Source organism: Streptomyces sp. NPDC031274 (assembly GCF_055570235.1).
The window spans coordinates 14,151-38,357 of sequence record NZ_JBVIHP010000040.1; the positions used below are offsets into that span (position 1 = coordinate 14,151).

At 70.4% G+C, this 24,207-nt stretch carries 26 protein-coding genes; 15 read left to right on the top strand and 11 right to left on the bottom strand.

Features of this window, described 5'->3' with window-relative positions; all coding sequences use genetic code 11:
* Positions 1-73 precede the first annotated feature (73 nt).
* On the bottom strand, positions 74-280 hold the full coding sequence (locus ACZ5CR_RS40630) for a DUF5999 family protein (protein WP_323178639.1): 207 nt from the start codon (positions 278-280) through the stop codon (positions 74-76).
* Between the two features lie 305 nt (positions 281-585).
* The gene (locus tag ACZ5CR_RS40635) at positions 586-1,170 is read right to left on the bottom strand and encodes a hypothetical protein (protein WP_468867398.1); all 585 of its coding nucleotides are present in this window, start codon (positions 1,168-1,170) and stop codon (positions 586-588) included.
* Between the two features lie 486 nt (positions 1,171-1,656).
* On the opposite strand from ACZ5CR_RS40635, the gene ACZ5CR_RS40640 reads away from it, so the two are divergent.
* Positions 1,657-3,174 (top strand): glutamate-cysteine ligase family protein, encoded by a 1,518-nt coding sequence (locus ACZ5CR_RS40640; protein WP_468867400.1) that lies wholly within the window; start codon positions 1,657-1,659, stop codon positions 3,172-3,174.
* A 30-nt stretch (positions 3,175-3,204) separates the two neighbouring features.
* Here the strand turns inward: ACZ5CR_RS40640 and ACZ5CR_RS40645 are convergent, their stop codons facing one another.
* Positions 3,205-4,977, bottom strand: coding sequence for a substrate-binding and VWA domain-containing protein (locus tag ACZ5CR_RS40645; RefSeq protein WP_468867402.1), 1,773 nt, complete (start codon positions 4,975-4,977; stop codon positions 3,205-3,207).
* 167 nt (positions 4,978-5,144) lie between these two features.
* On the opposite strand from ACZ5CR_RS40645, the gene ACZ5CR_RS40650 reads away from it, so the two are divergent.
* Entirely contained in the window at positions 5,145-5,945 is an 801-nt protein-coding gene (locus tag ACZ5CR_RS40650) for a CPBP family intramembrane glutamic endopeptidase (protein WP_468867404.1), read from the top strand.
* A 76-nt stretch (positions 5,946-6,021) separates the two neighbouring features.
* On the opposite strand, the gene ACZ5CR_RS40655 is transcribed toward ACZ5CR_RS40650, so the two are convergent.
* Positions 6,022-6,843 (bottom strand): PhzF family phenazine biosynthesis protein, encoded by an 822-nt coding sequence (locus tag ACZ5CR_RS40655; protein WP_468867406.1) that lies wholly within the window; start codon positions 6,841-6,843, stop codon positions 6,022-6,024.
* A gap of 233 nt (positions 6,844-7,076) precedes the next feature.
* On the opposite strand from ACZ5CR_RS40655, the gene ACZ5CR_RS40660 reads away from it, so the two are divergent.
* Positions 7,077-7,688, top strand: a complete 612-nt coding sequence (locus ACZ5CR_RS40660) for a PadR family transcriptional regulator (RefSeq protein ID WP_468867408.1) — start codon at positions 7,077-7,079, stop codon at positions 7,686-7,688.
* A 106-nt stretch (positions 7,689-7,794) separates the two neighbouring features.
* Here the strand turns inward: ACZ5CR_RS40660 and ACZ5CR_RS40665 are convergent, their stop codons facing one another.
* Positions 7,795-8,223 (bottom strand): type II toxin-antitoxin system Rv0910 family toxin, encoded by a 429-nt coding sequence (locus tag ACZ5CR_RS40665; protein ID WP_468867410.1) that lies wholly within the window; start codon positions 8,221-8,223, stop codon positions 7,795-7,797.
* Positions 8,224-8,527: 304 nt separating this feature from the next.
* On the opposite strand from ACZ5CR_RS40665, the gene ACZ5CR_RS40670 reads away from it, so the two are divergent.
* Positions 8,528-9,343 carry a putative protein N(5)-glutamine methyltransferase gene (locus ACZ5CR_RS40670; RefSeq protein ID WP_468867416.1) on the top strand — a complete coding sequence of 272 codons (816 nt, stop codon included), beginning with the start codon at positions 8,528-8,530 and terminating at the stop codon, positions 9,341-9,343.
* 45 nt (positions 9,344-9,388) lie between these two features.
* On the opposite strand, the gene ACZ5CR_RS40675 is transcribed toward ACZ5CR_RS40670, so the two are convergent.
* Positions 9,389-9,577, bottom strand: a complete 189-nt coding sequence (locus ACZ5CR_RS40675; RefSeq protein ID WP_468867418.1) for a hypothetical protein — start codon at positions 9,575-9,577, stop codon at positions 9,389-9,391.
* 226 nt (positions 9,578-9,803) lie between these two features.
* Between ACZ5CR_RS40675 and ACZ5CR_RS40680 the strand changes: the two genes are divergently transcribed.
* From ACZ5CR_RS40680 to ACZ5CR_RS40690, 3 genes are all read left to right on the top strand, one after another.
* Positions 9,804-10,385 carry a peptidase gene (locus ACZ5CR_RS40680; protein WP_468867420.1) on the top strand — a complete coding sequence of 194 codons (582 nt, stop codon included), beginning with the start codon at positions 9,804-9,806 and terminating at the stop codon, positions 10,383-10,385.
* A 106-nt stretch (positions 10,386-10,491) separates the two neighbouring features.
* Positions 10,492-11,454: an EamA family transporter gene (locus ACZ5CR_RS40685; RefSeq protein WP_468867423.1), complete on the top strand. Its 963-nt coding sequence runs from the start codon at positions 10,492-10,494 to the stop codon at positions 11,452-11,454.
* Between the two features lie 177 nt (positions 11,455-11,631).
* The gene (locus ACZ5CR_RS40690; RefSeq protein WP_468867511.1) at positions 11,632-12,591 is read left to right on the top strand and encodes a DMT family transporter; all 960 of its coding nucleotides are present in this window, start codon (positions 11,632-11,634) and stop codon (positions 12,589-12,591) included.
* 114 nt (positions 12,592-12,705) lie between these two features.
* Here ACZ5CR_RS40690 and ACZ5CR_RS40695 read toward each other — a convergent pair whose 3' ends face one another.
* On the bottom strand, positions 12,706-13,341 hold the full coding sequence (locus ACZ5CR_RS40695; RefSeq protein ID WP_468867425.1) for an FMN-binding negative transcriptional regulator: 636 nt from the start codon (positions 13,339-13,341) through the stop codon (positions 12,706-12,708).
* Positions 13,341-14,048 carry a pyridoxamine 5'-phosphate oxidase family protein gene (locus ACZ5CR_RS40700; RefSeq protein ID WP_468867428.1) on the bottom strand — a complete coding sequence of 236 codons (708 nt, stop codon included), beginning with the start codon at positions 14,046-14,048 and terminating at the stop codon, positions 13,341-13,343. Before ACZ5CR_RS40700 ends, ACZ5CR_RS40695 begins: the two co-directional genes overlap by 1 nt.
* Positions 14,049-14,083: 35 nt before the next feature.
* Between ACZ5CR_RS40700 and ACZ5CR_RS40705 the strand changes: the two genes are divergently transcribed.
* Positions 14,084-15,415: an aminotransferase class I/II-fold pyridoxal phosphate-dependent enzyme gene (locus ACZ5CR_RS40705; RefSeq protein WP_468867430.1), complete on the top strand. Its 1,332-nt coding sequence runs from the start codon at positions 14,084-14,086 to the stop codon at positions 15,413-15,415.
* On the opposite strand, the gene ACZ5CR_RS40710 is transcribed toward ACZ5CR_RS40705, so the two are convergent.
* Positions 15,406-16,413, bottom strand: coding sequence for a DMT family transporter (locus tag ACZ5CR_RS40710; protein WP_468867432.1), 1,008 nt, complete (start codon positions 16,411-16,413; stop codon positions 15,406-15,408). The genes ACZ5CR_RS40705 and ACZ5CR_RS40710 overlap by 10 nt on opposite strands.
* A 74-nt stretch (positions 16,414-16,487) precedes the next feature.
* On the opposite strand from ACZ5CR_RS40710, the gene ACZ5CR_RS40715 reads away from it, so the two are divergent.
* The gene (locus ACZ5CR_RS40715) at positions 16,488-17,390 is read left to right on the top strand and encodes a LysR family transcriptional regulator (RefSeq protein WP_468867434.1); all 903 of its coding nucleotides are present in this window, start codon (positions 16,488-16,490) and stop codon (positions 17,388-17,390) included.
* Positions 17,391-17,422: 32 nt separating this feature from the next.
* Here ACZ5CR_RS40715 and ACZ5CR_RS40720 read toward each other — a convergent pair whose 3' ends face one another.
* Positions 17,423-17,902: a pyridoxamine 5'-phosphate oxidase family protein gene (locus ACZ5CR_RS40720; RefSeq protein ID WP_468867437.1), complete on the bottom strand. Its 480-nt coding sequence runs from the start codon at positions 17,900-17,902 to the stop codon at positions 17,423-17,425.
* A 255-nt stretch (positions 17,903-18,157) separates the two neighbouring features.
* On the opposite strand from ACZ5CR_RS40720, the gene ACZ5CR_RS40725 reads away from it, so the two are divergent.
* Complete coding sequence (locus ACZ5CR_RS40725) at positions 18,158-18,805, top strand: cysteine hydrolase family protein (protein WP_468867439.1); 648 nt, start codon at positions 18,158-18,160, stop codon at positions 18,803-18,805.
* Here the strand turns inward: ACZ5CR_RS40725 and ACZ5CR_RS40730 are convergent.
* Entirely contained in the window at positions 18,792-19,310 is a 519-nt protein-coding gene (locus ACZ5CR_RS40730; protein WP_468867441.1) for a Rieske (2Fe-2S) protein, read from the bottom strand. The two genes, ACZ5CR_RS40725 and ACZ5CR_RS40730, sit on opposite strands and share 14 nt — an antisense overlap.
* Positions 19,311-19,400: 90 nt before the next feature.
* Here ACZ5CR_RS40730 and ACZ5CR_RS40735 point away from each other — a divergent pair, with 90 nt between their 5' ends.
* The 5 genes from ACZ5CR_RS40735 (at position 19,401) to ACZ5CR_RS40755 (ending at position 24,089) form a co-directional block, all read left to right on the top strand.
* Positions 19,401-20,192, top strand: a complete 792-nt coding sequence (locus tag ACZ5CR_RS40735) for a HipA family kinase (RefSeq protein ID WP_468867443.1) — start codon at positions 19,401-19,403, stop codon at positions 20,190-20,192.
* A gap of 11 nt (positions 20,193-20,203) precedes the next feature.
* Positions 20,204-20,596 carry a DUF3037 domain-containing protein gene (locus ACZ5CR_RS40740; protein WP_468867445.1) on the top strand — a complete coding sequence of 131 codons (393 nt, stop codon included), beginning with the start codon at positions 20,204-20,206 and terminating at the stop codon, positions 20,594-20,596.
* A gap of 135 nt (positions 20,597-20,731) precedes the next feature.
* Entirely contained in the window at positions 20,732-21,493 is a 762-nt protein-coding gene (fabG, locus tag ACZ5CR_RS40745; RefSeq protein ID WP_468867447.1) for a 3-oxoacyl-ACP reductase FabG, read from the top strand.
* 65 nt (positions 21,494-21,558) lie between these two features.
* Entirely contained in the window at positions 21,559-22,314 is a 756-nt protein-coding gene (locus tag ACZ5CR_RS40750) for an SDR family oxidoreductase (RefSeq protein WP_468867450.1), read from the top strand.
* A 164-nt stretch (positions 22,315-22,478) separates the two neighbouring features.
* Entirely contained in the window at positions 22,479-24,089 is a 1,611-nt protein-coding gene (locus ACZ5CR_RS40755) for an ABC transporter substrate-binding protein (RefSeq protein WP_468867514.1), read from the top strand.
* The last annotated feature ends 118 nt before the right edge of the window (positions 24,090-24,207 follow it).

A 24,207-nucleotide genomic window follows, 5' to 3' on the forward strand; every position in this document is an offset into this window, starting at 1 on the left:
CCGGTCCGGAGGTTGTTGCTCCGGGTCGGCCCCTTTGTTGTCCGTGCCGTGGTGCTGCCGTGCTGATGCCGCGTCAGGCGGCGGTCATGATCTCGTCCGTGCCCAGTGGGCGGTGCGGGGCGATGATCTGTCCGTCCGGCAGCAACTCACCGGTGTCCTCGAAGAGGAGGACGCCGTTGCACAGCAGGCTCCAGCCCTGCTCCGGGTGGCTCGCCGTGAGGAGCGCGGCTTCCCGGTCTGCGGAGTCAGCTGTCGGGCAGGGTGGTTGATGCTGGCACATGGAAGGGTTCTTTCGCTGCGGTGTGATGGCTGTGACGTCTGCCTTGCGGCTCGATTCGGTGTTCATGGCCGCCCCCCGTTTAGTCGGTCCGATCCCAGTGTTGCCCTACGGACGTCAATCCGCAGGGATTTAGCGGCAGCGCTTCCTACTGCTTAATGACGTATCACCCGCCCGGACGGTTCAGCCCAACTGCACTGTCTTCTCGGGTGGTTCGGGGTGGTCATACCGGGCTAGTCCGTATGGGCCCAGGACGCGCCGAGCCCCGCGGCCGGGAACGGCGGCGGGGCACGGGACGTACGGCGAGATCAGGCGGGCGAGGTGAGCAGCGGTGCCGGGGTCATGCGGTGGGTGAGGACCTTGAGCAGCTCGGCGGCGCGGTGTGGGCGGTGCGCCGCGATGCCGGGAGGCGCGGGTGCGAGCGGAACGAGGATGTCGGAGGGCGCGAGGCCGCCGCTCGCGCCGTCCGCCGTGCAGTCGCCGTGCAGCCAGAGTGTGAGCATGTAGAGCTCGGGTATGGACAACAGTCGTGGTTGATAGGGCTTCTGCATCGCCTCGGCGTGGCGCAGGGCACGTTCGGTGGCCGCGATGTACGGGCCCTCGAAGAAGTGGGAGAAGGTCCATCCGTCAGGCGTCAGCATGGTGTCCGCCGCGGCGACGGCGCGCTCGCCGCAGCGGATCAGGAAACGCCACCCCGCGAGCCGGGTGGGCGAAGGGCTCGACGGGGTGATCCGGTCCAGGACGTGTACGGGCAAAGGGAGTTCGGGGCTCGCCGGTCCCTGGGCGGCGCGCAGGGACGGGGTGCGGGCTTCGTGTACGGCGGTGGGTGAACCGAGTGCCGCGAGGACGCTGCGCAGGGCGGGCGCGGGAGCCGGGGGGACTTGCAGCGGCATGATGGGTCGCCTCTCTCATTCGACAGGCACGGTGGAACGAGGACAGGTGCGGACGTCGCTGTCTGCTCCGGGGGCAGAGGGGGGCGGGGGCAGGGGACCGCGAGCGCCAACTCTCTGCCTCGTTCGCGAAGTTTATACGACACGTGTTCAGGCCGTGTTTCGGCTAACCGCACCCGATATTGCCCGCAAGGCGTTATCCGGTCGCTATTTTGCGGGCTTTAACCCGATTCCGGATGAGCCCGGGCGTTTGACCTCGGCTCCCTTCGGGGGAGCGGACGGCCGAATCTCATCGGCGTTTTTCACCATGCCTCGGCGAGCGGATTCTCCCCGTGAACATCATTATTGGTGAATGGGGCGTGCGGACACGGCGAAGAGCCTACTGGTCCGGAGGCCTGTGCGGGGCGTTATCGATCACATTGCAGGGCATCATCCACCGAGACGCAGCGGCCGGATCATTGGCTGCCCATCAGAGGAGGGGACGCTTCGATGGGGGAGAAGGTCGTAGCAGGAACGTTTGACCTGGCCGAGCGGCGCCGGTACCGGAGCAAGCTCAGGGAGTGTCTGACGGGACTGCGGAGGCTGTTGGAAGAGGAGCGGTTCGATCGGCCCAAGAATCTGATGGGTGTGGAGATCGAGCTGAATCTCGCGGGGCCCGACGGGATGCCGAGAATGCTGAATGCTGAAGTTCTTGAACGCATCGCGAGCCGTGACTTCCAGACGGAACTCGGAATGTTCAATCTTGAAGTCAATATCGCTCCGCACCGATTGGGCGGACGGGTTCTCGACCGTCTCGCTGAGGAGCTGCGCACCGGCCTCTCCTATGCCCACCGAAAAGCGAACGAGGTGAACGCGGGCATCGTGATGATCGGCATTCTGCCGACACTCGCGCACCACGACCTGGTCTCGGGAAACCTCTCCGACGTGGACCGCTACGCACTGCTCAACGACCAGATCGTGGCGGCCCGCGGCGAGGAGTTCGTCCTGGACATCCAGGGCGTCGAGCGGCTGACCTGCACCTCTGCGTCGATCGCACCCGAAGCGGCGTGCACATCGGTGCAGTTGCACCTCCAGGTCACGCCGGGCAGGTTCGCCGACGTGTGGAACGCCGCGCAGGCCGTCGCCGCGGCGCAGATCGCCGTCGGCGCCAACGCGCCGTTCCTGTTCGGGCGTGAGCTGTGGCGCGAGTCCCGCCCGCCGCTGTTCCTGCAGTCCACCGACACCCGCCCGCCCGAGCTCCAGGCGCAGGGCGTACGTCCGCGGACCTGGTTCGGGGAGCGCTGGATCAGCGACGTGTACGAGCTCTTCGAGGAGAACCTGCGCTACTTCCCCGCGCTGCTTCCGCTCGTCGACGACGAGAACCCGCTGGAGGTGCTCGCGGACGGCCGGGTGCCGCGACTGGGCGAACTCGTCCTGCACAACGGCACCGTGTACCGCTGGAACCGCCCCGTGTACGGCATCGCGGACGGCGTCCCGCACCTGCGCGTGGAGAACCGCGTCCTGCCCGCGGGCCCCACCGTCACCGACGTCGTCGCGAACGCCGCCTTCTACTACGGCGTCGTACGCGCCCTCGCCGAGGAGTCGCGGCCCGTGTGGACCCGGCTGCCCTTCGAGGAGGCGGCCCGCAACTTCGACACCGCGTGCCGCGACGGCATCGAGGCCCGGCTGCGGTGGCCGCGGCGCGGCCGGTACGGAGGGCTCGTGGAGGTGCCCGCGGTGGCCCTCGTACGCGACGAGCTGTTGCCGCTCGCCGCGGCGGGGCTCGACGCGTGGGGTGTCGAGCCCGCCGACCGGGACTTCTATCTCGGGGTCATCGAGGAGCGGTGCAGGCGGCGGGTGAACGGGGCGTCGTGGCAGGCGGCGACGTACCACCAGGCTCTGGAGACCGGGCTCGGACGCGAGGCCGCGCTCGCCGCGACCACCCGGCGCTATGCCGAGCTGATGCACGCGGGGGAGCCGGTGCACACCTGGCCGGTGGGGCTGCCCGAACCCGCCGTCCTGAGCTGAGGCGAGCGGCTGAGGCGGCCGGGGGCGGGCTCAGCCGTGGCTGCCCGCCTCCATGATGGCCTTGAGGATGACCGCGTGGATCTGCGCCGGGTCGTCGACCTGGTGACCCGAGCCGCCGGTCGCCTCCGCGATCTGCACGACCTCCTCCTTGTCCGCGTCCGGGCCGACCGCGATCGCGATGAGCGGCACCGGGCGCTCGGGGTCGGAGAGGTTCCCCAGCCGCGAGACGAGGTCGCTGCGCGAGATGGATCCGGGGTCCTGGTTCGCGCCGTCCGTGAGCACCACCAGCGCGTTGAACTTTCCGCTCGCGTAGCTGGACGTGGCCTCCTTGTACGCCGCGAGCGTGGTGTCGTACAGGCCGGTCGCCCCGCCCGGGATGGGCGCCAGGTCGCTGAAGGCCTTGGAGACCTCGTCCCGCTGGGTGCCGTCGCCCTCGCGGTCGCCGAGCCGCTGGGTCGGCACGAGCTTGCGGTAGTCGCGCTCGCCGTCCAGGAGCGTGGCGAACTCCCAGAGGCCGATCTCGTCCTCGTCGGTGAACCCGGCGAGCGCCTGGAGCAGCGAGGACTTGGTGACCTCCATCCGGGACCGGTCGCGGCCCGGCACGTACTCGCCCATGGAGGCAGAGACGTCGACGACCGTGCTGATCCTGGCGCTCTGGACGGTGATGGTCCACATGCCGAGGGTCTCCTGGAGCTCCTTCTCGGTGGGAGGCTCGCTCGCCTCGTCGGCGTACGGCTGGGGGGTGCGGCCGCCGGCCGCCGTGACGAGTCGCGTGGAGGGGGCATCGGTGCCGGTCCTGAAGCCGTGCTTCTCCAGGATCGCGCGCCCCTCGTCGTCGCTGAACAGCGCCATGAAGCGCAGGGCGGCCCGGCTCTGGTCCGTGGACAGTTCGTCCTCCTGGACCAGCGTGTACGGGTAGTCGAGGCGCGGTGAGCCGTCCTTCGGATAGAACATGTCGAGGCTGTTCTCCTCGCCGGCCGACGCGTTGTGCTTGAACGCGGCCTGCTCGGAGAGGATCAGCGCCTGGTTGCGGCGCGGGTTGCCCTGTTCGGTGCCGGAGGTATCACGGGCCAGGGTGTCCAGGAGCTGGCGGTCGCTGTCGGACGTGCGCGCGGAGAGGGCCTTGGCCATCGCGGCGGCCTGGGTGTCGCCGTCCTTGCCGCCCGATTTCTTCGCCGACGCGCTCAGTTTGGCGAGCGCGAGGAGGCCGGTCGCGCTGCGCGCGGGATCGGCGGCGCCGAGCCGCAGCTTGTCGCCCTTGACCGCCGCGCCGGTCAACTTCGGCCAGCTGTACGTCTTCTCGGGCCAGCCCAGGGTCTCGGCGGAGGAGGGAATCATGGCCATGCCAACCGGTGAGGAGGCTATGTTCCCCGCGGGCGTCACCTTGTCCCGCTTGCCGCCCAGGCCGACGCGTTGCAGCCACAGTTCGGAGTCCGGCACCCATACGTCGTAGTCCGGATCGCCCTTGCCCGTCCGCAGCTCGTCGGCGACCTTGTATGCATCGCGGGCGGTGACCCGTACGTCGATGCACGACCCGTCGGACGTGACCTCCTTCTCGCGCGCGTCGTCGGCGGCCGCGCGCAGTGCGGGGGCGATGTCGGGGGCGGCGGCGACGTCGAGGCGCACCGCGTCGTCGCGGCACGAGCCGCCGAGGTCAAGGAGGTCGCTGCGGACGGCGAACGCCGTGCCCGCCGCGACCGTCAGGACGATCGCCGTCGCGATGGCGACGGTGCGGCCACGGGTGCGCGGTCGTGGGTCGGGTGCGTCCGTCCCGTACTCATCGGGCAAGCTGTGACGTCCCATGGCGGTGGTGCCCCTCCTTGAGCGATGAAGCAAGGGAAGAGGGGGGCGGCATGACCGCAATCGGCGTCCGTCCCCCTCGGCCTGTCGCGCACGATCTTCGTAACTTCTTTCGAGACCCTAGTGGGACGGGGATGGGGATGAGGCGGGATTACTCAACTGGAGGCGCAGTGCAAGCGGAGTCCGGGCCGTTGGCCGGTTCTTTTCGGGGTGAGGGGCCATCGCGACGGATCCTGAGGGACGAGACGCTGCTCGTCCTTGCGGTCTCACTGGGCGCGAGCGGTGTGTCCGCGCTGATCAGCTTTGTCGGGTCGGTCACCAGACCCGGCGGTCTGAAGGACCAGGCGGCGACCATGAACGCGTCGGCCGCTCCGGGACGACCATGGCTTGATCTCGCGTGGCAACTGTTCGGAATCAGCACCGCGTTGGTACCGGTGGCGCTGGTCGCGCACTTCCTGATCAGGGAGGGCGCGGGGCTGCGCACGATCGGCTTCGACCGGAGCCGCCCATGGCTGGATCTGGGGCGCGGGGCGGCGATCGCGGCGGTGATCGGCAGCACCGGGATCGCCTTCTACCTGGCCGCGCGCGGGCTCGGGTTCAACCTGACGGTGGTGCCGGAGGATCTGCCGGACGTGTGGTGGAAGTACCCGGTGCTCGTGCTCTCCGCGGTACAGAACGCGGTGCTGGAGGAAGTGATCGTCGTCGGCTATCTGCTGCGCAGGTTCGGGCAGTTGGGGTGGACGCCGATGGCCGCGCTCGTCGGCAGCTCGGTGCTGCGCGGCTCGTACCACCTCTACCAGGGCATCGGCGGGTTCATCGGGAACATGGCGATGGGGGTGGTCTTCGTGCTCCTGTACCGGCGGTGGGGGCGGGTCGGGCCGCTGGTGGTGGCCCATTCGCTCCTCGATATCGGCGCGTTCGTCGGGTACGCGCTGCTCGCGGGGAAGGTGGGGTGGCTGCCCACGCCTTAGGCGGCGGGCAGGCGGGTGTTGACGTGACGGTGGGGACGTACGGCTGTGGACCTGGCCGTACGTCCCCACGGTGATGTCAGGCGTACAGGTCGCCCTCGATGACGGTGACCGCGCGGCCCGTCAGGAGGGTGCGGTCGCCGCGCAGTTCCGTGCGGACCAGGCCGCTGCGGGCCGAGGCCTGCAGGCCGGTGAGCTCCGCGCGGCCCAGGCGCTGGGACCAGAAGGGGGCCAGGGCCGTGTGGGCGCTGCCGGTCACCGGGTCCTCGTCGATGCCGACGCGCGGGAAGAAGCACCGGGAGACGAAGTCGTAGCCGCGGGCGGGGTCTTCGGCGCGTGCGGTGGCGATGATGCCGCGCTTGGAGTGCTGGGCCAGGGCCTTGTGGTCCGGGGTGAGCGCGCGCACCGTCTTCTCGTCCGCGAGCTCGACGAGCAGGTCGCCGAGGTGCGCCCCGGTGTCGTACGCCGCGAGCGGCGCGGCGCCGAGTGCCTCGGCCGCGCCGTCGGGGACATCGGCCCGGGTGAGCGGCGCGGTCGGGAAGTCCATGGCGACGGTGCCGTCGGCGTGCGCGGTCGTGGTCAGGACGCCGCTGCGGGTGGCGAACCGTACGGGGCCTTCGGCGGAGCCGGTGACCTGCAGGACGTGGGCGGTGGCGAGCGTGGCGTGGCCGCAGAGGTCGACCTCGGTGGCGGGCGTGAACCAGCGCAGTGCCCAGTCGGCATCGCTGTCCGCGGGGAGGCGGTGGGCGAAGGCGGTCTCGGCGTGGTTGACCTCTGTGGCCACGTTCTGGAGCCAGGCGTCCTCGGGGAAGGCGTCCAGGAGGAGGACGCCTGCGGGGTTGCCCGTGAAGGGGCGGTCGGTGAAGGCGTCGACGATGCGGATGCGGTGAGTGGTCGGCATGCCGATGACGCTAGTGGGCCAATGTGGGGCCGGAAAAAGGCCAATCGAGGGTGAGTGGCCCGATTGGAGGTTCCAGGATCGATGGGTGGCCCCCTCTGACCTGCCGCTCTGCCCATCTCTCAGGAGAGGCTTGCTAAGCGAACTGTTCCGATATATCGTTGACGCATCGCGACAGATCAACGATGGCGCGGTAGATCACTGACAAGATCAAGATCGCTAAAGGAGTGATTGCTATGCGTTCCCACGGATATGAACACGAGCACGGACACGGAAGGCGTGGTCCCGGACACGAGGGTCGGGGCGGCTTCGAGGGGCGGCGCGCGGCGTTCGGCCCCTTCGGTCCCGGTGGACCCGGCGGCCCCTGGGGCGGCGGGCGCGGCGGCCGGGGCGGCGGTCCGCGAGGCAGGGCCCGGCGCGGCGACGTACGCGCGTCGATCCTGGCCCTCCTGAAGGACCGGCCGATGCACGGCTACGAGATGATTCAGGAGATCGCCGAGCGCAGTGGCGGGGCGTGGAAGCCCAGCCCCGGTTCGGTCTACCCGACCCTCCAGCTCCTGGAGGACGAGGGCCTGATCAGCAGCGCGAGCGAGGGCGGCAAGAAGCTCTTCTCGCTCACCGAGGCCGGCACCACCGCGGCCGACGAGGGTCCCGACGCGCCTTGGGAAGAGGCCGGGCGCGGGGTCGACTGGGACACGCTGAACGAGATCCGCCAGGCCGGTTTCGGGCTGATGGAGGCGTTCGGCCAGGTCTGGAAGACCGGCAGCAAGGACCAGCGCGAGAAGGCTGTCACGGTCATCAACGACGCCCGTAAGAAGCTGTACCTGATCCTCGCCGATGAGGACTGAGGCAGCGAGGGTCGATGACCCCCAGTGCCACTGAGGCGCCCCGCACTTCATGTGTGGGGCGCCTCTTCGCGTCGGGGGCCTGTTGGAGCTGGAGCGTGGGGGAGGGTCAGGCCACCAGGCCCGCGAGCTTCCGCAGCGACTCGTTCAGCGCGGCCGTCGCCGAATCCTTCAGCTTGCCCGCCATCAGGGAGACCGCCGCGCCCGTGAACTCGCCCTCTATGCGTACGGTCGTCGCGTCCCCGTCGGGGGTGAGCGAGTAGCGGGTGCCGACCGTGACGCCCATCGGGCCCTTGCCCCTGATCGCCAGGGTGCGCTCGCTCTGAAGCTCCTCGATCGTCCAGTTGACCTCGGCGGGGAAGCCCATCAGCTTCATGTTCTCCAGGAACGTGCCGCCCACCTCCAGCGTGGTGGGGCCGCCCTTGGGGAAGCTCGTGTGCGTGGCGTTCCACTCGCCGTACGAGGAGAAGTCGGTGAGTTGGGCCCAGACCTTCTCGGGGGGAGCCTCGATCCGTGCTTCCGCGCTGACTTCGGCCATGCGACGACCCCTTTTCGTTGGGCGCTGCGGCGGGGCGCAGCTGCGGTGTCGCGGAACGTAGCCGCAGGGTCCGGAACATTCAATACTGATGAACCGTCAGATATCGTGGACGCTCCGACGGCGCCGCCCGAAACCGGGTCGGGTACTGTTGCCCTCCCCCGCGACGGACGCGGGCAGACGGACCCAGGAGGTGAGACCCATTACCGCTGAAGCAGGTCGGGTGCTCCCCCTTCACGACCGCGCGGTTCACCCGGCATAGGTGACCGAGGGAGCCCCTCAGGCGTCCCGAAAGGTTCCTCTTCTCATGTCGGTCTCACCTTCGTCACCCGCGTCGTCGCCGATGACGTCCCTCACCCCTGCCGCCATCGTCACCAGGCTGCGCGCCGCCGGCTGTGTCTTCGCCGAGGACGAGGCGCGGCTGCTCGTCGCCACCGCGCGTGACCACACCGAACTCGCCGCCATGGTGGAGCGGCGCGCCGCCGGTCGGCCGCTCGAACACGTCCTGGGCTGGGCGGAGTTCCGCGGACTGCGGATAGCTGTGGACACCGGGGTCTTCGTGCCACGGCGGCGCACCGAGTTCCTCGTACAGGAGGCCGCCGCCCTGTCCGGACCCGGAGCGGTCGTCGTCGACCTGTGCTGCGGCTCAGGGGCGCTCGGGGCCGCGCTCGGCGCCGCCGTCGGCCGGATCGAGCTGCACGCCGCCGACATCGACCCCGCCGCCGTGCGGTGCGCGCGGCGCAATGTCGCCGACGTGGGGGGAAGGGTGTACGAGGGCGACCTCTACGAGCCGCTGCCCGTCGCGCTGCGGGGCCGTGTCGACGTACTGCTGGCGAACGTCCCCTACGTACCCACCGAGGAGGTCGGTCTCCTGCCGCCGGAAGCCCGTATCCACGAGGCGCGGGTGGCGCTCGACGGCGGGGCCGACGGCCTCGACGTCCTGCGGCGGGTGACCGGGGACGCGGCGCGCTGGCTTGCTCCCGGCGGCCGCCTGTTGTTCGAGACGAGCGAGCGGCAGGCACCGTACGCGCTCGCGGCGGTCGCCGACGGCGGTCTTGTGCCGCGGTCGGTGAGCGACGAGGAGATGTACGCGACCGTGGTCATCGGGACGCGGCCCGCCTGAGTCGCGGGCCGGGAGAATCGCCGGGAAGACGATCGCGTTCGGGGGTCAGCCGACCCTGCGTATCACCGCCGTGTCGAACAGGTCGCACGCCCTGGGGAAGGGGCCCTCGTCGTGGCAGTGCCAGGCTTCCCAGAACAGGTCGGCGGGCAGTGCGTCATCGGGTGCGTACACCCGATACACGTACTGTCTGCCGTCGTTCGCCGACAGCGAGACCATCCAGTACCTGCACTTCATGACCTGCACCCCATCACCTGCGCCCCATGCCTGAAAGACGAGTGACGGGTGTGCCGTGGTTGCGTTCCGGGCGTGAATCAAGGCGCCGCGCGCCCCTGGGGGAAGAAAAGTCGGATCTCATCCGTAAGGAGGAGAAGCCACACATGCGTACCCAACCTGTGTCGGACGCGAAGATGCTTCCCGCCGCCGATGACACCACCCACAGGGGACTGATGGGGTGGGAGATGTGCAAAGCCGTACCCCGCCGGGCGCCGAGCCCGGCCCCACCCGAACAGAGACCGAGTCCCGACTGAGCCCAGTGCTGGCATCGGTGGTGGCCGGCGCGCGCCGGCGTGCGGTACGGGACGGGGACCGGCAGATCGACACCGCGCATCTGCTGCACTCCCTCCTGGAGGCCGACCCCGAGGTGCGGGCGGCCTTCGACGACGGCGCGCAAGTGGTGCGGCTGCTCGGCTATCTCGTCCAGCGCAGCATCGGGTACGGCCTGCAGTGGCGGGGGACGGTCGAGGACTCCGGAGCGGTGCCGCTGGTGAAGGTGGGCGACTTCGGCCTTGCCAAGGAGAAGCGCTGGTCGCCGTCCGCGACCGCGGCCATGGAGAGGGCCATCGAGCGGGCCGACCGGCGCGGCGAACCGCGCGCCCTCGGTATCGACCTCCTGGTGGCGCTCATCTCCGATCCGGACTATCGCGCGGTCGAGGTCCTGGGGCGGGCCGGGGCCGACCCGGAGGTGATCGTCCGGCGCATCGAGGAGGGTCCGTCCACCGACGCCGCGTTCCCGGATCCGTACGCCGAGACGTCCGCCGATTGAGACAGGGGCTATCGAAGGTGACGCTCATGACGCGCCCTGTCATGCTGTGCCGGTGCAAGCGTCTGAGGGGAATCGGGCAGGCTCACGGCTGAGCCGTGGGAGAGGCATGGGCCTCGGGCTTGCCCTGGGGTCGGCGGTCGCCTTCGGCGGTTCGGGCGTCGCGGCCAAGCCGCTGATCGAGGCCGGCCTCGACCCGCTGCACGTGGTGTGGCTGCGGGTGACGGGCGCCGCCCTGGTGATGCTGCCGGTCGCCTGGCGCCACCGCGCCCTGCTGCTCCGCAGGCCCGCCCTTCTGCTCGGCTTCGGCCTGCTCGCCGTTGCCGGTGTCCAGGCCTGCTACTTCGCGGCGATCTCCCGCATCCCCGTCGGTGTCGCGCTCCTGGTCGAGTACCTCGCGCCCGCGCTCGTCCTCGGCTGGGTGCGTTTCGTGCAGCGGCGGCCCGTGACGCGGTCCGCCGCGGTGGGCGTGGTCCTCGCGGTCGGCGGGCTCGCCTGTGTCGTCGAGGTGTGGGCCGGGCTGAGTTTCGACGCCGTGGGGCTGCTGCTCGCGCTGGGTGCCGCGTGCTGCCAGGTCGGCTACTTCGTCCTGTCCGACCAGGGCAGCGACGCGGGGGACGACGCTCCTGACCCGCTCGGCGTCATCGCGTACGGACTGCTGATCGGTGCCGCGGTGCTGACCGTCGTGGCGCGGCCCTGGGGCATGGACTGGTCGGTGCTCGCCGGGAGCGCGGACATGGACGGTTCGGCCGTTCCCGCCTGGGTGCTCATCGGCTGGATCGTGCTCGTCGCGACCGTCGTGGCGTACGTCACCGGGGTGCTCTCGGTGCGACGGCTCTCGCCGCAGGTGGCGGGGGTCGTCGCCTGTCTGGAAGCGGTCATAGCGACCGTGCTCGCCTGGGTCATGCTGGGCGAACACCTGTCGGCGCCGCAGATCATCGGGGGCGCGGTGGTGCTCGCGGGGGCGTTCATCGCGCAGTCGTCCACGCCAACGAAGCCCCACGACGGGCCTGCCGCGGGCGGGCTGCCGGAGCCGGAGCAGCGGTTGTCGTCAACCGGCACTGCCGTCTAGGGTGTTGATCATGCATTCACGCGCGCTCGTTCTTCCGCCCCCCGCCGCTTAGGCGCGGGCACCTTCTGGATCACACCCGGCCGGTGGCCGGGTGGAACGACGCTGCCCGCAGACGGAGCCAGGGACCTTCCTTCTTCTTTCTTTCTGCGGAGAACTCACGTGTCGAATGTGTCGACTGTGTCGACGGCTGCCTCCGGTCTGTCCGTCGGACGCGGCCTCTTCTATCTGATCGTCGCCGGTACGGCCTGGGGCACCGCCGGTGCCGCCGCCGCGCTGGTCTTCAACGCCAGTGACATGGGGCCGGTCGGCCTGTCCTTCTGGCGCTGCGCGGGCGGCTTCGTGCTGCTGTTCGCCGTCCGTCTGATGCGGGCGCGCCGCCGGTCCGCGTACGCCGCCGTGAGCGCGCCGCTGCGGCGGAGGCTGCCGCGGATCGTGGTGACCGGCGTGGCCCTCGCCGTGTTCCAGACCGCCTACTTCGCGGCCGTCGAGTCGACCGGGCTCGCCGTCGGCACGGTGGTCGCGATGGGCGCGGGGCCCGTGCTCATCGCGCTCGGGGCGCGGTTGACCATGGGCGAGCGGCTCGGGCGTGGCGGGGTCGTCGCCGTGGCGGGGGCGCTTGCCGGGCTCGTGGTGCTCGTCCTGGGCGGCGGCGGTGCGAGCGTGCGTCCGGAGGGTGTCGGGTGGGGGCTGCTCTCGGCGGCCGCGTACGCCACGATGACGCTGCTCACGCGGTGGTGGGGGCGGGACGGCGGTGCCGACTCGGCCGACACGACGGTCTGGTCGTTCGCCGTGGTCTCCGTCTGTCTGCTGCCGCTCGCCGCGGTGGAGGGCCTCGTCCCGCATACCGCCGACCCGGCGCGGATGAGCCTCTATGTGCTGTACATCGTCGTGATACCGACGGCGGTCGCCTACGCCCTGTACTTCGCGGGCGCCGCCGTCATCCGGTCCGCGACCGTCTCCGTGATCACGCTCCTCGAGCCGCTCAGCGCCGCGGTCATCGCGGTCGTGCTGCTCGACGAGGAGCTGACCGTGTCGACGGTGCTCGGCACGCTGATGATGCTGGCCGCGGTGACGGGGCTCGCCGTCGCCGAGACGCGGGGTGCGGTCGCCGCGCGGCGGGACGCGGCGCTGGTGTGAGGGGTCTCGCGGGGCGCGGTCCGGCCGGTGTGGGCCGCCCCCCGCGAGCGCTGTCTTGAGTCCGGGGGCCGGTGGGGGTTGCCCGCGCCGTTCCCCGCGCCCCTGACGGGGCGTTCAGCGGCGGCGCAGTTGGTGTTCGTGTGCTGCCTCGTCACGTGGGCCGGCACGTTTCACGAGGCCCGCCGCGATCTGGTCCTGGACCTCCTGCGGCTTGTGGTTCGCGTACTTGAACTTTGCCCGTACGTCCGTCACTTCGAGGCACAGGGCGCGGATGCCGGAGAGCATGCGGCCGAACGGGGCCTCGCCCACCGTGGCCGGGACCGAGCCGCCCTCCGGCTGGAAGTGGGCGACCTGGCGGTTGAGGAGCTCGGCCTTCTCCGCCGGGTCGTCCACGATGCGGGCGGTGCAGCGCAGCTGTACGGCGGCGTAGAAGCTGGTCGGCACGCCGTGCTCGGGCAACGTGTCCGGAGGTGCCTGCCAGGGGCCCGGCACGTATACGTAGTCGTCCACCACGCTCAGCAGTACTTCGAGGTCGGCTTCCAGTGCGGGCCACAGCGGGTTGGGGCGCGCCAGGTGGGTGATCACCCGGCCGTGCGGGCCATGGTCCGCTTCGTAGGCGAAGTGCGCGGGCTGCACGTGCGGGGGCTCTCCGGGCAGGCCGTTCACGGCGAGCTGCCCGAAGTCGTGGGCGGCGAGCCACTGCCGCCACTCGGCGTCGGAGCGCGGCGCGTCCCAGGGGTGGATCAGCATCACAGCTCGATCAGGTAGTCGGGGGTCTCGACGCCGGGGGCCAGGTCGGTCGACGGGACGAGCGGGTCGTGGCCCTTGCGCAGGGGGACGACGCCGGCCCAGTGGGGCAGGTCGAGGTCCTCGGGGTCGTCGTTCGGGCCGCCGGTGCGCACCTTGGCGGACACCGCGGCGAGGTCGAGGCTGAGCACGGCGGTCGCCGCGAGTTCCTTCGCGTTCGCGGGGCGCGAGTCGGCGGAGCGGCCCGGCACGACGTGGTCGACGAGTGCGTCGAGGGCGGCGCGCTTCTCCTCGGGGTCGGTGACCTGGTGGGCGGTGCCGTGGATCACCACGGAGCGGTAGTTGATCGAGTGGTGGAAGGCCGACCGGGCGAGGACCAGGCCGTCGACGTGGGTGACGGTCAGGCAGACCGCAAGGCCCGGGTCGTCCTCCTGCTGCGGGGCGTCGCCCGCCATCCGCAGCGGCCGGGAACCCGTCGAGCCGTGCACGTACAGGCGCTCGCCCACCCGGCCGTACAGCGTCGGCAGGACGATCGGAGCTCCGTCCCGCACGAAACCGAGGTGGCAGACATAGGCCTCGTCGAGTATCGCGTGCACCAACTCCTGGTCGTACGCGGCACGGTCCCGCCCGCGGGTGGGCACGGTCAGGTCGGTCGGCGCGTACGAGGCGGTGTCGGCGGCCTCGATGCCGGACTCGGATGCGACGCTCATTGCCTTCTCCATTGCACTAGTGCATAATGTGGTTTGTGCTAGGAGAGTATCGGATCGAAGGCCGACGTGCAGCTGAGATCGCTGCCAGCGTGGAGCGCGCGGTGGGTGGCGGAGACCTGGAACCGGGTCAACTCCTGCCGCCGATGCGCGAGTTGGCGGAGCGGCTCGGGGTGAATCCCAATACCGTGGCCGCCGCATACCGCACGCTGCGCGAACGCGGCGTCATCGAGACGGCGGGGCGGCGCGGCAGCCGTGTACGCCCCAAGCCCGCGACGACCGCGCGCGAGCTGATCCGTGTGGACGTACCGCCCGGTGTGCGCGACGTGTCGAACGGCAATCCGGACACGGCGCTGCTTCCGCCGCTCGCCGGGGTGTTCGCGGCCGCCGCCGCGGAGGGCGACCTGCGCCCCGTGCTGTACGGGGAGGAGGCGGTGCACCCCGAAATGACCCGCCACGCGCGCGTGGCCCTCGACGAGGACGGCGTACCGGACGGCCCTGTCGCCGTCACCTCCGGGTCTCTCGACGCCATCGAGCGCGTGCTCGCCGCGCATCTCAAGCCCGGGGACGCGGTGGCGGTCGAGGATCCCGGCTGGGGCAGCCTGCTCGATCTGATGCCGGTGCTCGGGCTGCGCACGGTCCCGGTGGGCGTCGACGACGACGGGCCGCTGCCCGCCGACGTGGAGGCGGCGCTGCGCGGCGGAGTCAGGGCGCTCATCGTCACCGACCGCGCCCAGAACCCGACGGGCGCCGCGATCAGTGCTCCACGCGCGCGTGCGCTGCGAAAAGTGCTCGCCGCGCACCAGGGCGTGCTCCTCGTCGAGGACGACCACGGCCACGCCATCGTCGACCTGCCGCTGCACCCGCTGGCGGGCGTGACCCACAGCTGGGCCTTCATCCGCTCCACGGCCAAGGCGTACGGCCCGGACCTGCGACTTGCCCTCCTCACCGGGGACGCCGTCACCGTCGATCGCGTACAAGGGCGGCAGCGGCTCGGCCCCGGGTGGGTGAGCCATCTGTCGCAGCGTGCCGTGGTGCGGCTGTGGACGGAGGGGGCGGTCGACACGGCCCGGGTGGCGGCGTCGTACGGGAAGCGGCGTGACGCGCTGATCGCCGCGCTCGCCGAGCGGGGTGTCGCGGCGCACGGGCGCAGCGGCATGAACGTATGGGTGCCCGTGCCGGACGAGACCGGCGCGGTCGCCAGGCTGCTGCACGCGGGGTGGGCCGTCGCGCCGGGCGCGCGATTCCGGATGGGTGCGCGGCCAGGGGTGCGGATCACGGTGTCGACGCTCGGGGAGGGTGACATCGCGGCGGTGGCGGACGCCGTCGCCTCCGCCACCGGGCCCGCTCCCGCGCGGCGCTATGAGTGATCGGCCCGCTCCCGCGCGGCGTCGGCGATCGGCCGGTTCCGCGTGCGGTCGCGCGGCTTGGACTGGGTGAGCGCGGCGCCCGCCAGGACGATCACCGCACCGACCGGCGTCGACCAGCTCAGGGACTCGCCGAGCACGGCGACGCCCGCGGTGGTGGCGATGACCGGGACGAAGTACGTGACCATCTGGGCCGTCGTCGGCCCGACCTCGGAGACGAGGCCGTACTGCATGAGGAAGGCGATCCCGGTGCCGACGGCACCCAGTGCCACGATCGCGAGCAGCGGCACGACGGGGAAGTGCGTGGGGAACGACGTGAACAGCGGTGTCACCACGGCCAGTTCGACGGTCGCGATCAGGAGCTGGGCGCCGGTCAGCGAGAGATTGGAGTGACCGGAGCCGGCCAGGGTGCGGCGCACGTAGATCCAGCCGATCGGGTAGCACAGCGCGGCGAGCAGTGCCATCGACGTGCCGCGGAAGTCGAGGCCGCTGAAGCCCTGCCAGGCACCGAGGACCGTGAGCACCCCGAGGAACCCGATGCCGAGCCCCGCGACCCTGCGCCGCGTCGGACGGTCCTCGGAGAGTGCGACCAGGGAGAGGGCCATGCCCCACAGGGGCGAGGTCGCGTTGCAGATACCGGCGAGCGTGGACGGAATCGTCAGCTCCGCGTACGCGAACAGCGAGAACGGCAGGGCGTTGAGCAGGAGCGCCGCGACCGCGAGATGCGCCCACGTCCGTGCCCCGCGCGGCAGCCGTTCGCGCTTGACCACGAGGACGACCGCGACGACCGCGGTGCCGAAGAGCAGGCGCCCCAAGGTGACCTGGAACGGTGCGTAGCCCTCCGTGCCGACCTTGATGAGGAGGAAGCTGAAGCCCCAGATCAGCGAGAGGACACCGAAGCGCAGGCGCCAGCCGAGGACGCGGCGAGGCTTCGGACCGACGGGGGCGGGTGGGGGAGAAGCGGCGACGAGGGAGCCCTGAGGGGTGGAGGTGACGCTCATGTACGTCACCTTGAGGCAGCTGACATCGTAGAACAAGCGAAATAAACTGCCAGGTATCGCGTAGCATTTCTTATGTGTTGAACCTGGAACGCCTGCGCACGCTCGACGCACTGGCCCGGCACGGCTCGGTCAGCGGCGCCGCGGCGGGGCTGCACGTCACGACGTCGGCCGTCTCGCAGCAGATGACCAAGCTGGAGCGCGAGGTGGGCCAGCAGCTCCTCGCCAAGAACGGCCGGGGCGTGCGCCTGACCGATGCCGGACGGCTGCTCGCCGAGCATGCCGGGCGCATCCTCTCCCAGGTGGAGCTCGCGCAGTCCGACCTGGAGGAGCAGCGCGGCAAGGCCGTCGGCGAGCTGCGGATCTCCGCTTTCCCCACGGCGATGCGCGGCCTGCTGCCCGCCACGCTCACCGCGCTGCGCGCCGACCACCCCGGCCTGCGCGTCCGCTCCCAGGAGATGGAGCCGCAGCCCGGGGTGGCCGCCGTGGTGCGCGGCGACATCGACCTCGCGATCGTCCTCGACTGGTACAACAAGCCGCTGCCGATGCCTGAAGGCCTGGTCAAGGCCCCCCTCCTGGACGACCCCGCCGGTGTCGCCATGCCCGCGGCCCATCCCCTCGCCGACCGCGCCGAGGTGGACCTCGAGGAGTTCGCGGACGACGAGTGGATCACCTGGGCGGAGGGGGAGTTCTGCCATGAGTGGCTGATGTTCACGCTGCGCGCCAAGGGCATCGAGCCGCGGATCGCGCACCGCGCGGAGGAGCATCACACGCAGCTCGCCCTGGTGGCCGCGGGTCTCGGCGTCTGTGTGGCACCCCAGTTGGGGCGCGAGCCGATGCCTGCCGGGGTCAGGACGGTTCCGGTGCGGCACCGTGTGCACCGTCATGTGTACGTGGTGTGGCGCGCGGACGCCGACCGCCGGCCCTCGATCAGGGCGGCGGTCGAGGCGCTCCAAGGGGTGGGGGCCGAGCTGGGCTAGAGCTCAGGGGCGGGGCTGCGCATCCGCCTCGCTCAGGGGCGGGCCCGCAGATCCGCCAGCTTCCGGAAGTCCCAGGACGCGATCGCGTCGGGCGTGAGCCGGATCCACGCGTGCTTCCCGTCGTACGGCATCGTGTCCATCCCGAAGTACTTCTGGGTGAACAGCCTCTCCGGGACTTCGAGTTCGGGGCAGGGCTCGCCCACGCGCGGCGACTCGGCCACGAAGACCGCCGTCCCGGAGAGCTCCACGCCCCGCAGCTCCCCGTACTCGACGCCCGAGTCGATCACGACAGCGATCCGCTGGTCACCCCGAAGGTCAGCCCAGCGCTTGCTGCGAGTGATCGAGAACAGCCACAAGGACGTGCCGTCCCAGGCGAACCAGAGTGCGCTGACGTGCGGGGCGCCGTCGCCGGACACGGTCGCGACCCGGCAGGTGCGTTCCGAGCCGAGGAAGGCGTCGAGCTCGTCCGGCGACATCATGATTTTGCGGCCCCGGCGCTGTGTGACGGCCATCGTTCCTCCCGCGACAAGTGGAAATGGTGGGCGTACAGCCAGAACTGACAACCCGTCAGGACTGACCGTCTGGAAAGCATGCGGTCTCTTCCGCCGTGGCGCAATGGCCGCTAACCTCCGCGCATCCCGGTCGTCGCCGGTCGTCGCCGGTCGCCTCCGCTGTCCGCCTGGACGACCCGGACGGTCCGGACGACCTGGATGGCCTGGGCGACCCGGACGACCTGGATGAGCCGAATGAATCGGACAGGGGGAGCGATGCCGTCGTACGAACAGCTCAGGGAACTCCTCGATCCCGCCACCACCGTACTGATGACCGTCGAGTGCCAGCAGGGTGTGGTGGGGACGGAGAGCGCGCTGCCCGAACTCGCCGGCGAGGCGCGCTCGTCGGGCTGTCTCGTCAATGTCGCGCGGCTGGTCTCCGCCGCCCACCAGGCCGGGGCCCAGGTCCTGCACGCAGTGGCGGAACGGCGGCCCGACGGGCGCGGCGCCAACCGCAACGCCCGTCTCTTCCGCGCCGCGGGACGGCTGCCCGTGCAGCAGCTCTCCGGGACGAAGGCCGTGCGGATCGCGCCGCCCATCGAGGTGGCCGAAGAGGACTTCGTCGTACGGCGGCTGCACGGGCTCTCGCCCCTCGCGGGCACGGACGTCGACCCGCTGCTTCGCAACCTGGGGTGCCGCACCCTCCTGGTGACCGGGGTGTCGGCGAACGTGGCGATACCGAACGCCGTCTTCGACGCCGTGAACCTGGGCTACACCGCCGTCGTGCCGTCGGACGCCATCGCGGGAGTCCCCTCCGACTACGCACCCGCGATGATCCGCAACACGCTCGCCCTGGTGGCCACCATCGTCACCACCCAGGACGTCCTCGGCAGCTGGAAGCGGCAGCCTCCTAGGCCAGCTTGATCGAGTCTCCGTCCACACTGATCTGGGCGGCGGGCAGTGGCTTCGGCGCCGGGGAGGCCTTCACGCTCCCGTCGGTGATGGCGAACTTGCTGCCGTGACAGGGGCAGTTGATGGTGCCGCCCTCGACGCTCGTCACCGGACACTGTTTATGGGTGCAGCGGTTCGAGAAGGCCTTGAACTCGCCCTTCGTCGGCTGGGTCACCACCACCCCCTCCTCCTTGAAGATCTTGCCGCCGCCCACCGGGATCTCCGATGTCTTGGCGAGCACGGCCCCGGCGGCGCCACCGGATGCTGCGGAGTCGTCGGGCGTCTTCTTCGCATCCGGAGCGGAGCCGTAGGTGTCGTCGTCGCTGTCGCCGCTCTCACCGCAGGCCGCGAGGGCGGCGGCCAGGCTGACGACGCCTGCGGCCGCGACGACCGAACGGCGGGAGAGCGCGGGCAGAGGTTCCCTGGGAACGGGCAGAGGTTCCCTGGAGGCGGGCAGAGGTTCCTTGGAGATGGTCATGTCCGGTGGTACGAGACCGCGCGCCGATATGTTCAAACGCTCAAGCACTTCTTGCGCAAGCCGCGTTCGGACCGGCATTAACCTGGGGCAATGCTCACCGAAGTCACCGCGGTCCGCTACGTCACGCCCCTGCGGGAGGGCGGATCGCTCCCCGGCCTCGTCGAGGCCGCCGACGGCCGGGGAACGTACGCGCCGTACGTCATGAAGTTCACCGGGGCCGGACAGGGCCGCAAGACGCTCGTCGCCGAGGTGATCTGCGGGCAGTTGGCGCGTGGCCTGGGGCTGCGGGTGCCGGGCCTCACGCAGGTCCTGCTCGATCCGGTGCTCGGCCTCGGCGAGCCCGACCAGCAGGTGCAGGGGCTGCTCAAGTCGAGCGGCGGGCTGAATCTCGGGATGGAGTACCTCTCGGGGGCGCTCGGCTTCGACTCGCTCGCGTTCGACGTCGATCCGGCCGAGGCGGGCCGTGTCGTGTGGTTCGACGCGCTCATCAACAACGTGGACCGCTCCTGGCGCAACCCGAACATGCTGGTGTCCGGCGGCGACCTGTGGCTCATCGATCACGGCGCGAGCATGATCTGGCACCACAACTGGCGCACCGCCGAGACCGCGGCCGCCAAGCCGTACGACGCGTCCGACCACGCCCTCGCCCCGTTCGGCCCTGACGTCGCCACGGCCGCCGCCGAGCTCGCCCCGCTCGTCACCGAGGAGCTCCTCGTCGCCGCCGCGGCCGACGTACCCGACGTGTGGCTGGTGGACGAGCCGGGCTTCGAGAGCCCCGACGCCGTGCGCCGCGCCTATGTGACGGCATTGCTGCCGAGGGCCAAGACCATCCACGAACGCATCCAGCTGCCCGAGCCGCAGCGGAAGGGCGCCGGACAGTGACCGAGCAACCGATGGAGCAACCGATCGAGCGGGACGTCTTCGAGTACGCCCTGGTGCGCGTCGTGCCGCGTGTGGAGCGCGGTGAGCAGTTCAACGCGGGGGTGGTGGTCTACTGCCGGGCCAAGTCCTTCGTGGCCGCCCGTACGCATCTCGACGAGAACAAGCTGCGGGCCCTGGACCCGGCGGCCGACCTGTCCGGCATCAGGGCCGCGCTCGGCGCCGTCGAGCGGATCTGTGCGGGTGGCGAAGGAGCAGGTCAGGCCGAGCGGGACGATGCCGGGCGGCGCTTTCGGTGGCTGATCGCGCCGCGTTCGACCGTGGTGCAGCCCGGGCCGGTGCACACGGGTCTCACGGCGGATCCTGTCGAAGAGGTGGACCGGCTCCTCGACCTCCTGGTGAGGTAAAGAATCACAGCCCCCTGTGCGCCGTTGACACCGGGTGCCAGGGCTTCTAGCGTCTCGTTCAGCTGAAGGTACTAAGCGGTCGCTCACCATCGGGGCGTACCGTAGAGCCGCACCCCAAGGGCGAGGAGAACCAGCATGTCCACCACTGAGCAGCGCGTCGCGGTCGTGACCGGAGCAGCGCGAGGCATCGGCGCGGCGACCGCCGTGCGTCTGGCCGCCGAAGGCCGCGCCGTCGCGGTGATCGACCTCGACGAGGCCGCCTGCAAGGACACCGTCGCGCAGATCACCACTGCCGGTGGCAAGGCGATCGCCGTCGGCTGCGACGTGTCCGACGAGGCTCAGGTCGAGGCGGCCATCGCCCGGATCGCCGACGAGCTCGGCGCGCCCACGATCCTCGTGAACAACGCCGGTGTGCTCCGCGACAACCTCCTCTTCAAGATGAGCGCGACCGACTGGGACACGGTCATGAACGTGCACCTGCGCGGTGCGTTCCTGATGTCCCGCGCGATCCAGAAGCACATGGTGGACGCCAAGTTCGGCCGGATCGTGAACCTCTCCTCGTCCTCCGCGCTCGGCAACCGCGGCCAGGTCAACTACGCGGCGGCCAAGGCCGGCCTGCAGGGCTTCACCAAGACCCTGGCCAAGGAGCTCGGCAAGTTCGGCGTCACCGCCAACTCCGTGGCCCCGGGCTTCATCGTCACGGAGATGACCAAGTCCACCGCCGACCGCGTCGGCATGGGCTTCGAGGACTTCCAGGCCGCCGCCGCGACGCAGATCCCGGTGCAGCGCGTCGGCCGCCCCGAGGACATCGCCAACGCCATCGCCTTCTTCACGGGCGACGCCGCGGGCTTCGTGTCGGGTCAGGTCATGTACGTGGCCGGCGGGCCGCTCAACTAGTTTCGCTCGACTAGTTCCGGTCCGGTAGTTCTGGCCCGGTAGTTCTGTTCCGGAGGGTTGCGGAGATGACAGTGCAGGACAGTGGAAAGGCCGCGCTCATCACGGGCGCGAGCCGCGGTATCGGGTACGGCGTCGCGGAGGCGCTCGTCGCCCGCGGTGACCGTGTGTGCATCACCGGACGCAACGAGGACGCGCTCAAGGAGGCCGTCGAGAAGCTCGGCGCCGACCGCGTCATCGGCGTGGCGGGCAAGGCGCACGACGAGGCCCATCAGGCGGTCGCTGTCGCGCGCGCCATGGAGGCCTTCGGTCGGGTCGACTTCCTCATCAACAACGCCGGTACGAATCCGGTGTTCGGGCCGATGGCGGAGCTCGACCTCAATGTGGCGCGCAAGGTCTTCGAGACCAACGTGATCTCGGCGCTCGGCTTCGCCCAGCAGACCTGGAAGGCCTGGCAGAGCCAGAACGGCGGTGCGATCGTGAACATCGCCTCCGTCGCGGGCGTCGCTCCTTCGCCGTTCATCGGCGCGTACGGGATGAGCAAGGCGGCCATGGTCAACCTCACGTTGCAGCTCGCGCACGAGTTCGCGCCGAAGGTGCGGGTCAACTCGATCGCGCCCGCCGTGGTCAAGACCCAGTTCGCCAAGGCGCTCTACGAGGGCCGTGAGGAGGAGGCCGCCGCCGCGTACCCCCTGGGGCGGCTCGGTGTGCCCGAGGACATCGGGGGCGCCGCCGCGTTCCTCACGTCCGGCCAGTCCGACTGGATCACGGGGCAGACACTCGTGGTCGATGGCGGCATCTTCCTCAATGCGGGCGTCAGCTGACGAAGACCGCACAATCGTCAGGTACGACCATCTAAAGGGACGTAAACGCGCATCAAGTGCCCCGTCGGCGCCACAAGTTGGCCTGGCGGGGCATTGCGGTAGGGTCTGCCGACCCATGGCATGGACGAGCGAGGAGCGTGCGCGTGTTCAGTGATGTTCGCCTGGTGACGGCGGCGGGTGTCCGTGGCCTGGCCGGGCTGCCCCGCCGGGGCCTGCGACCGGCCGCGGCGCTGGTGTCCGCATCCCTGCTCGCGGGGTGCGGAGCCATCTCGTCGGACGATTCCGACGAGGACAAGCAGATCACCGTCGGCACGATGAGCGCTCCCAGCACCCTCGATCCCGCGGCCGCCTGGGACAGCTCCTGGGAGCTTTACCGCAACGTTTTCCAGACGCTCCTGAGTTTCCCCAGCGGGGCGGCCGAGCCCGAGCCCGACGCGGCCGAATCCTGCAAGTTCACCGACGCGACGAACCAAGTCTATACCTGTCGGCTGCGGAATGATCTCACGTTCTCCGACGGCCACGAGCTCGACGCCGAGGCGGTCAAGTACACCTTCGACCGGATGCGGCGCATCGACGTGAAGGGCGGGCCGACGGGACTGCTCGGGTCGCTCGACTCGGTCGAGGCGAAGGGCGACCGGACGGTCACGTTCCGGCTCAAGAAGCCGGACGCCACCTTCCCGTTCGTGCTCTCCACGCCCGCCATGTCGATCATCGACCCCCGCGAGTACCCGGCGGACAAGCTCCGCGAGGGCACCTCGATCGCGGGCTCTGGGCCCTACGCCCTGCGGTCGTACAAGGCCGGTGACAAGGCGGAGCTGGTCAAGAACACCAACTACAAGGGTGCGGCCGACCGCAAGAACGACGCGGTCACCATCCGCTACTTCAAGAAGTCCTCGACGATGGTCGAGGCCCTGCGGAACAAGCAGATCGACGTCACCTTCCGTGGGCTCGCGTCCCAGGACATCGTCGACATGCAGGCGAACAAGCGCGAGCAGGAGGGCATCCAGCTCGTCGAGGGCTCGGGCACCGAGATCCGCTACCTGGTGTTCAACCCCGATGACCCGTGGGCCAGGAAGAAGGCGGTCCGGCAGGCCTTCGCCCAGGTCATCGACCGTCCGGCCATCGCACACAAGATCTACCAGGACACGGTCGAGCCGCTGTACTCGATGGTCCCCCAGGGGCTCATCGGGCACGGCACCGGTTTCTTCGACGACTACGGAGACCCCAGCGAGTCCAAGGCCGCGAACATCCTCAAGGACGCGGGCATCAACAAGCCGGTGCCGCTCACGCTCTGGTACACGACGGACCGCTACGGCTCGGCGACCGAGGGGGAGTTCAAGGAGATCAAGCGGCAGCTCGAGGCGTCCGGCCTCTTCAAGATCACGCTCAAGAGCCGCCCCTGGACCGAGTTCGACGCGGGCACCAAGAAGGGCGAGTACCCGGTCTTCGGCCGTGGCTGGTTCCCCGACTTCCCCGACGCGGAGAACTACATCGCGCCGTTCGTCGGCGAGAAGAACGTGCTCAACACGCCGTATCCGTCGCGGGAGATCACCGACGAGGTGCTGCCGCGCTCACGCCGTGAGGCCGACCGGGGGGCGCTGGCCGACGACTTCGAGCAGGCCCAGAAGGTCCTCGTCGACGACGCGCGGCTGCTTCCGCTGTGGCAGGGGAAGCAGTACATCATGGCGAGCGAGGAGATCGCGGGCGGCGAACGTGCCCTCGACCCCTCGGCGATCATGATGATGTGGGAGCTGGAGCGCAAGACCAGCTGGTAGCGCAGGACCAGCTGGTAGCGGGAAGCCAGCTGGTGGCGCGAGGCCGTGGGCAGCGGGGATCGGGGATCGGGCCGATTGTCAGTGGCCGCCGGTAGGTTCTGTGGTGAGAAGTGACCGC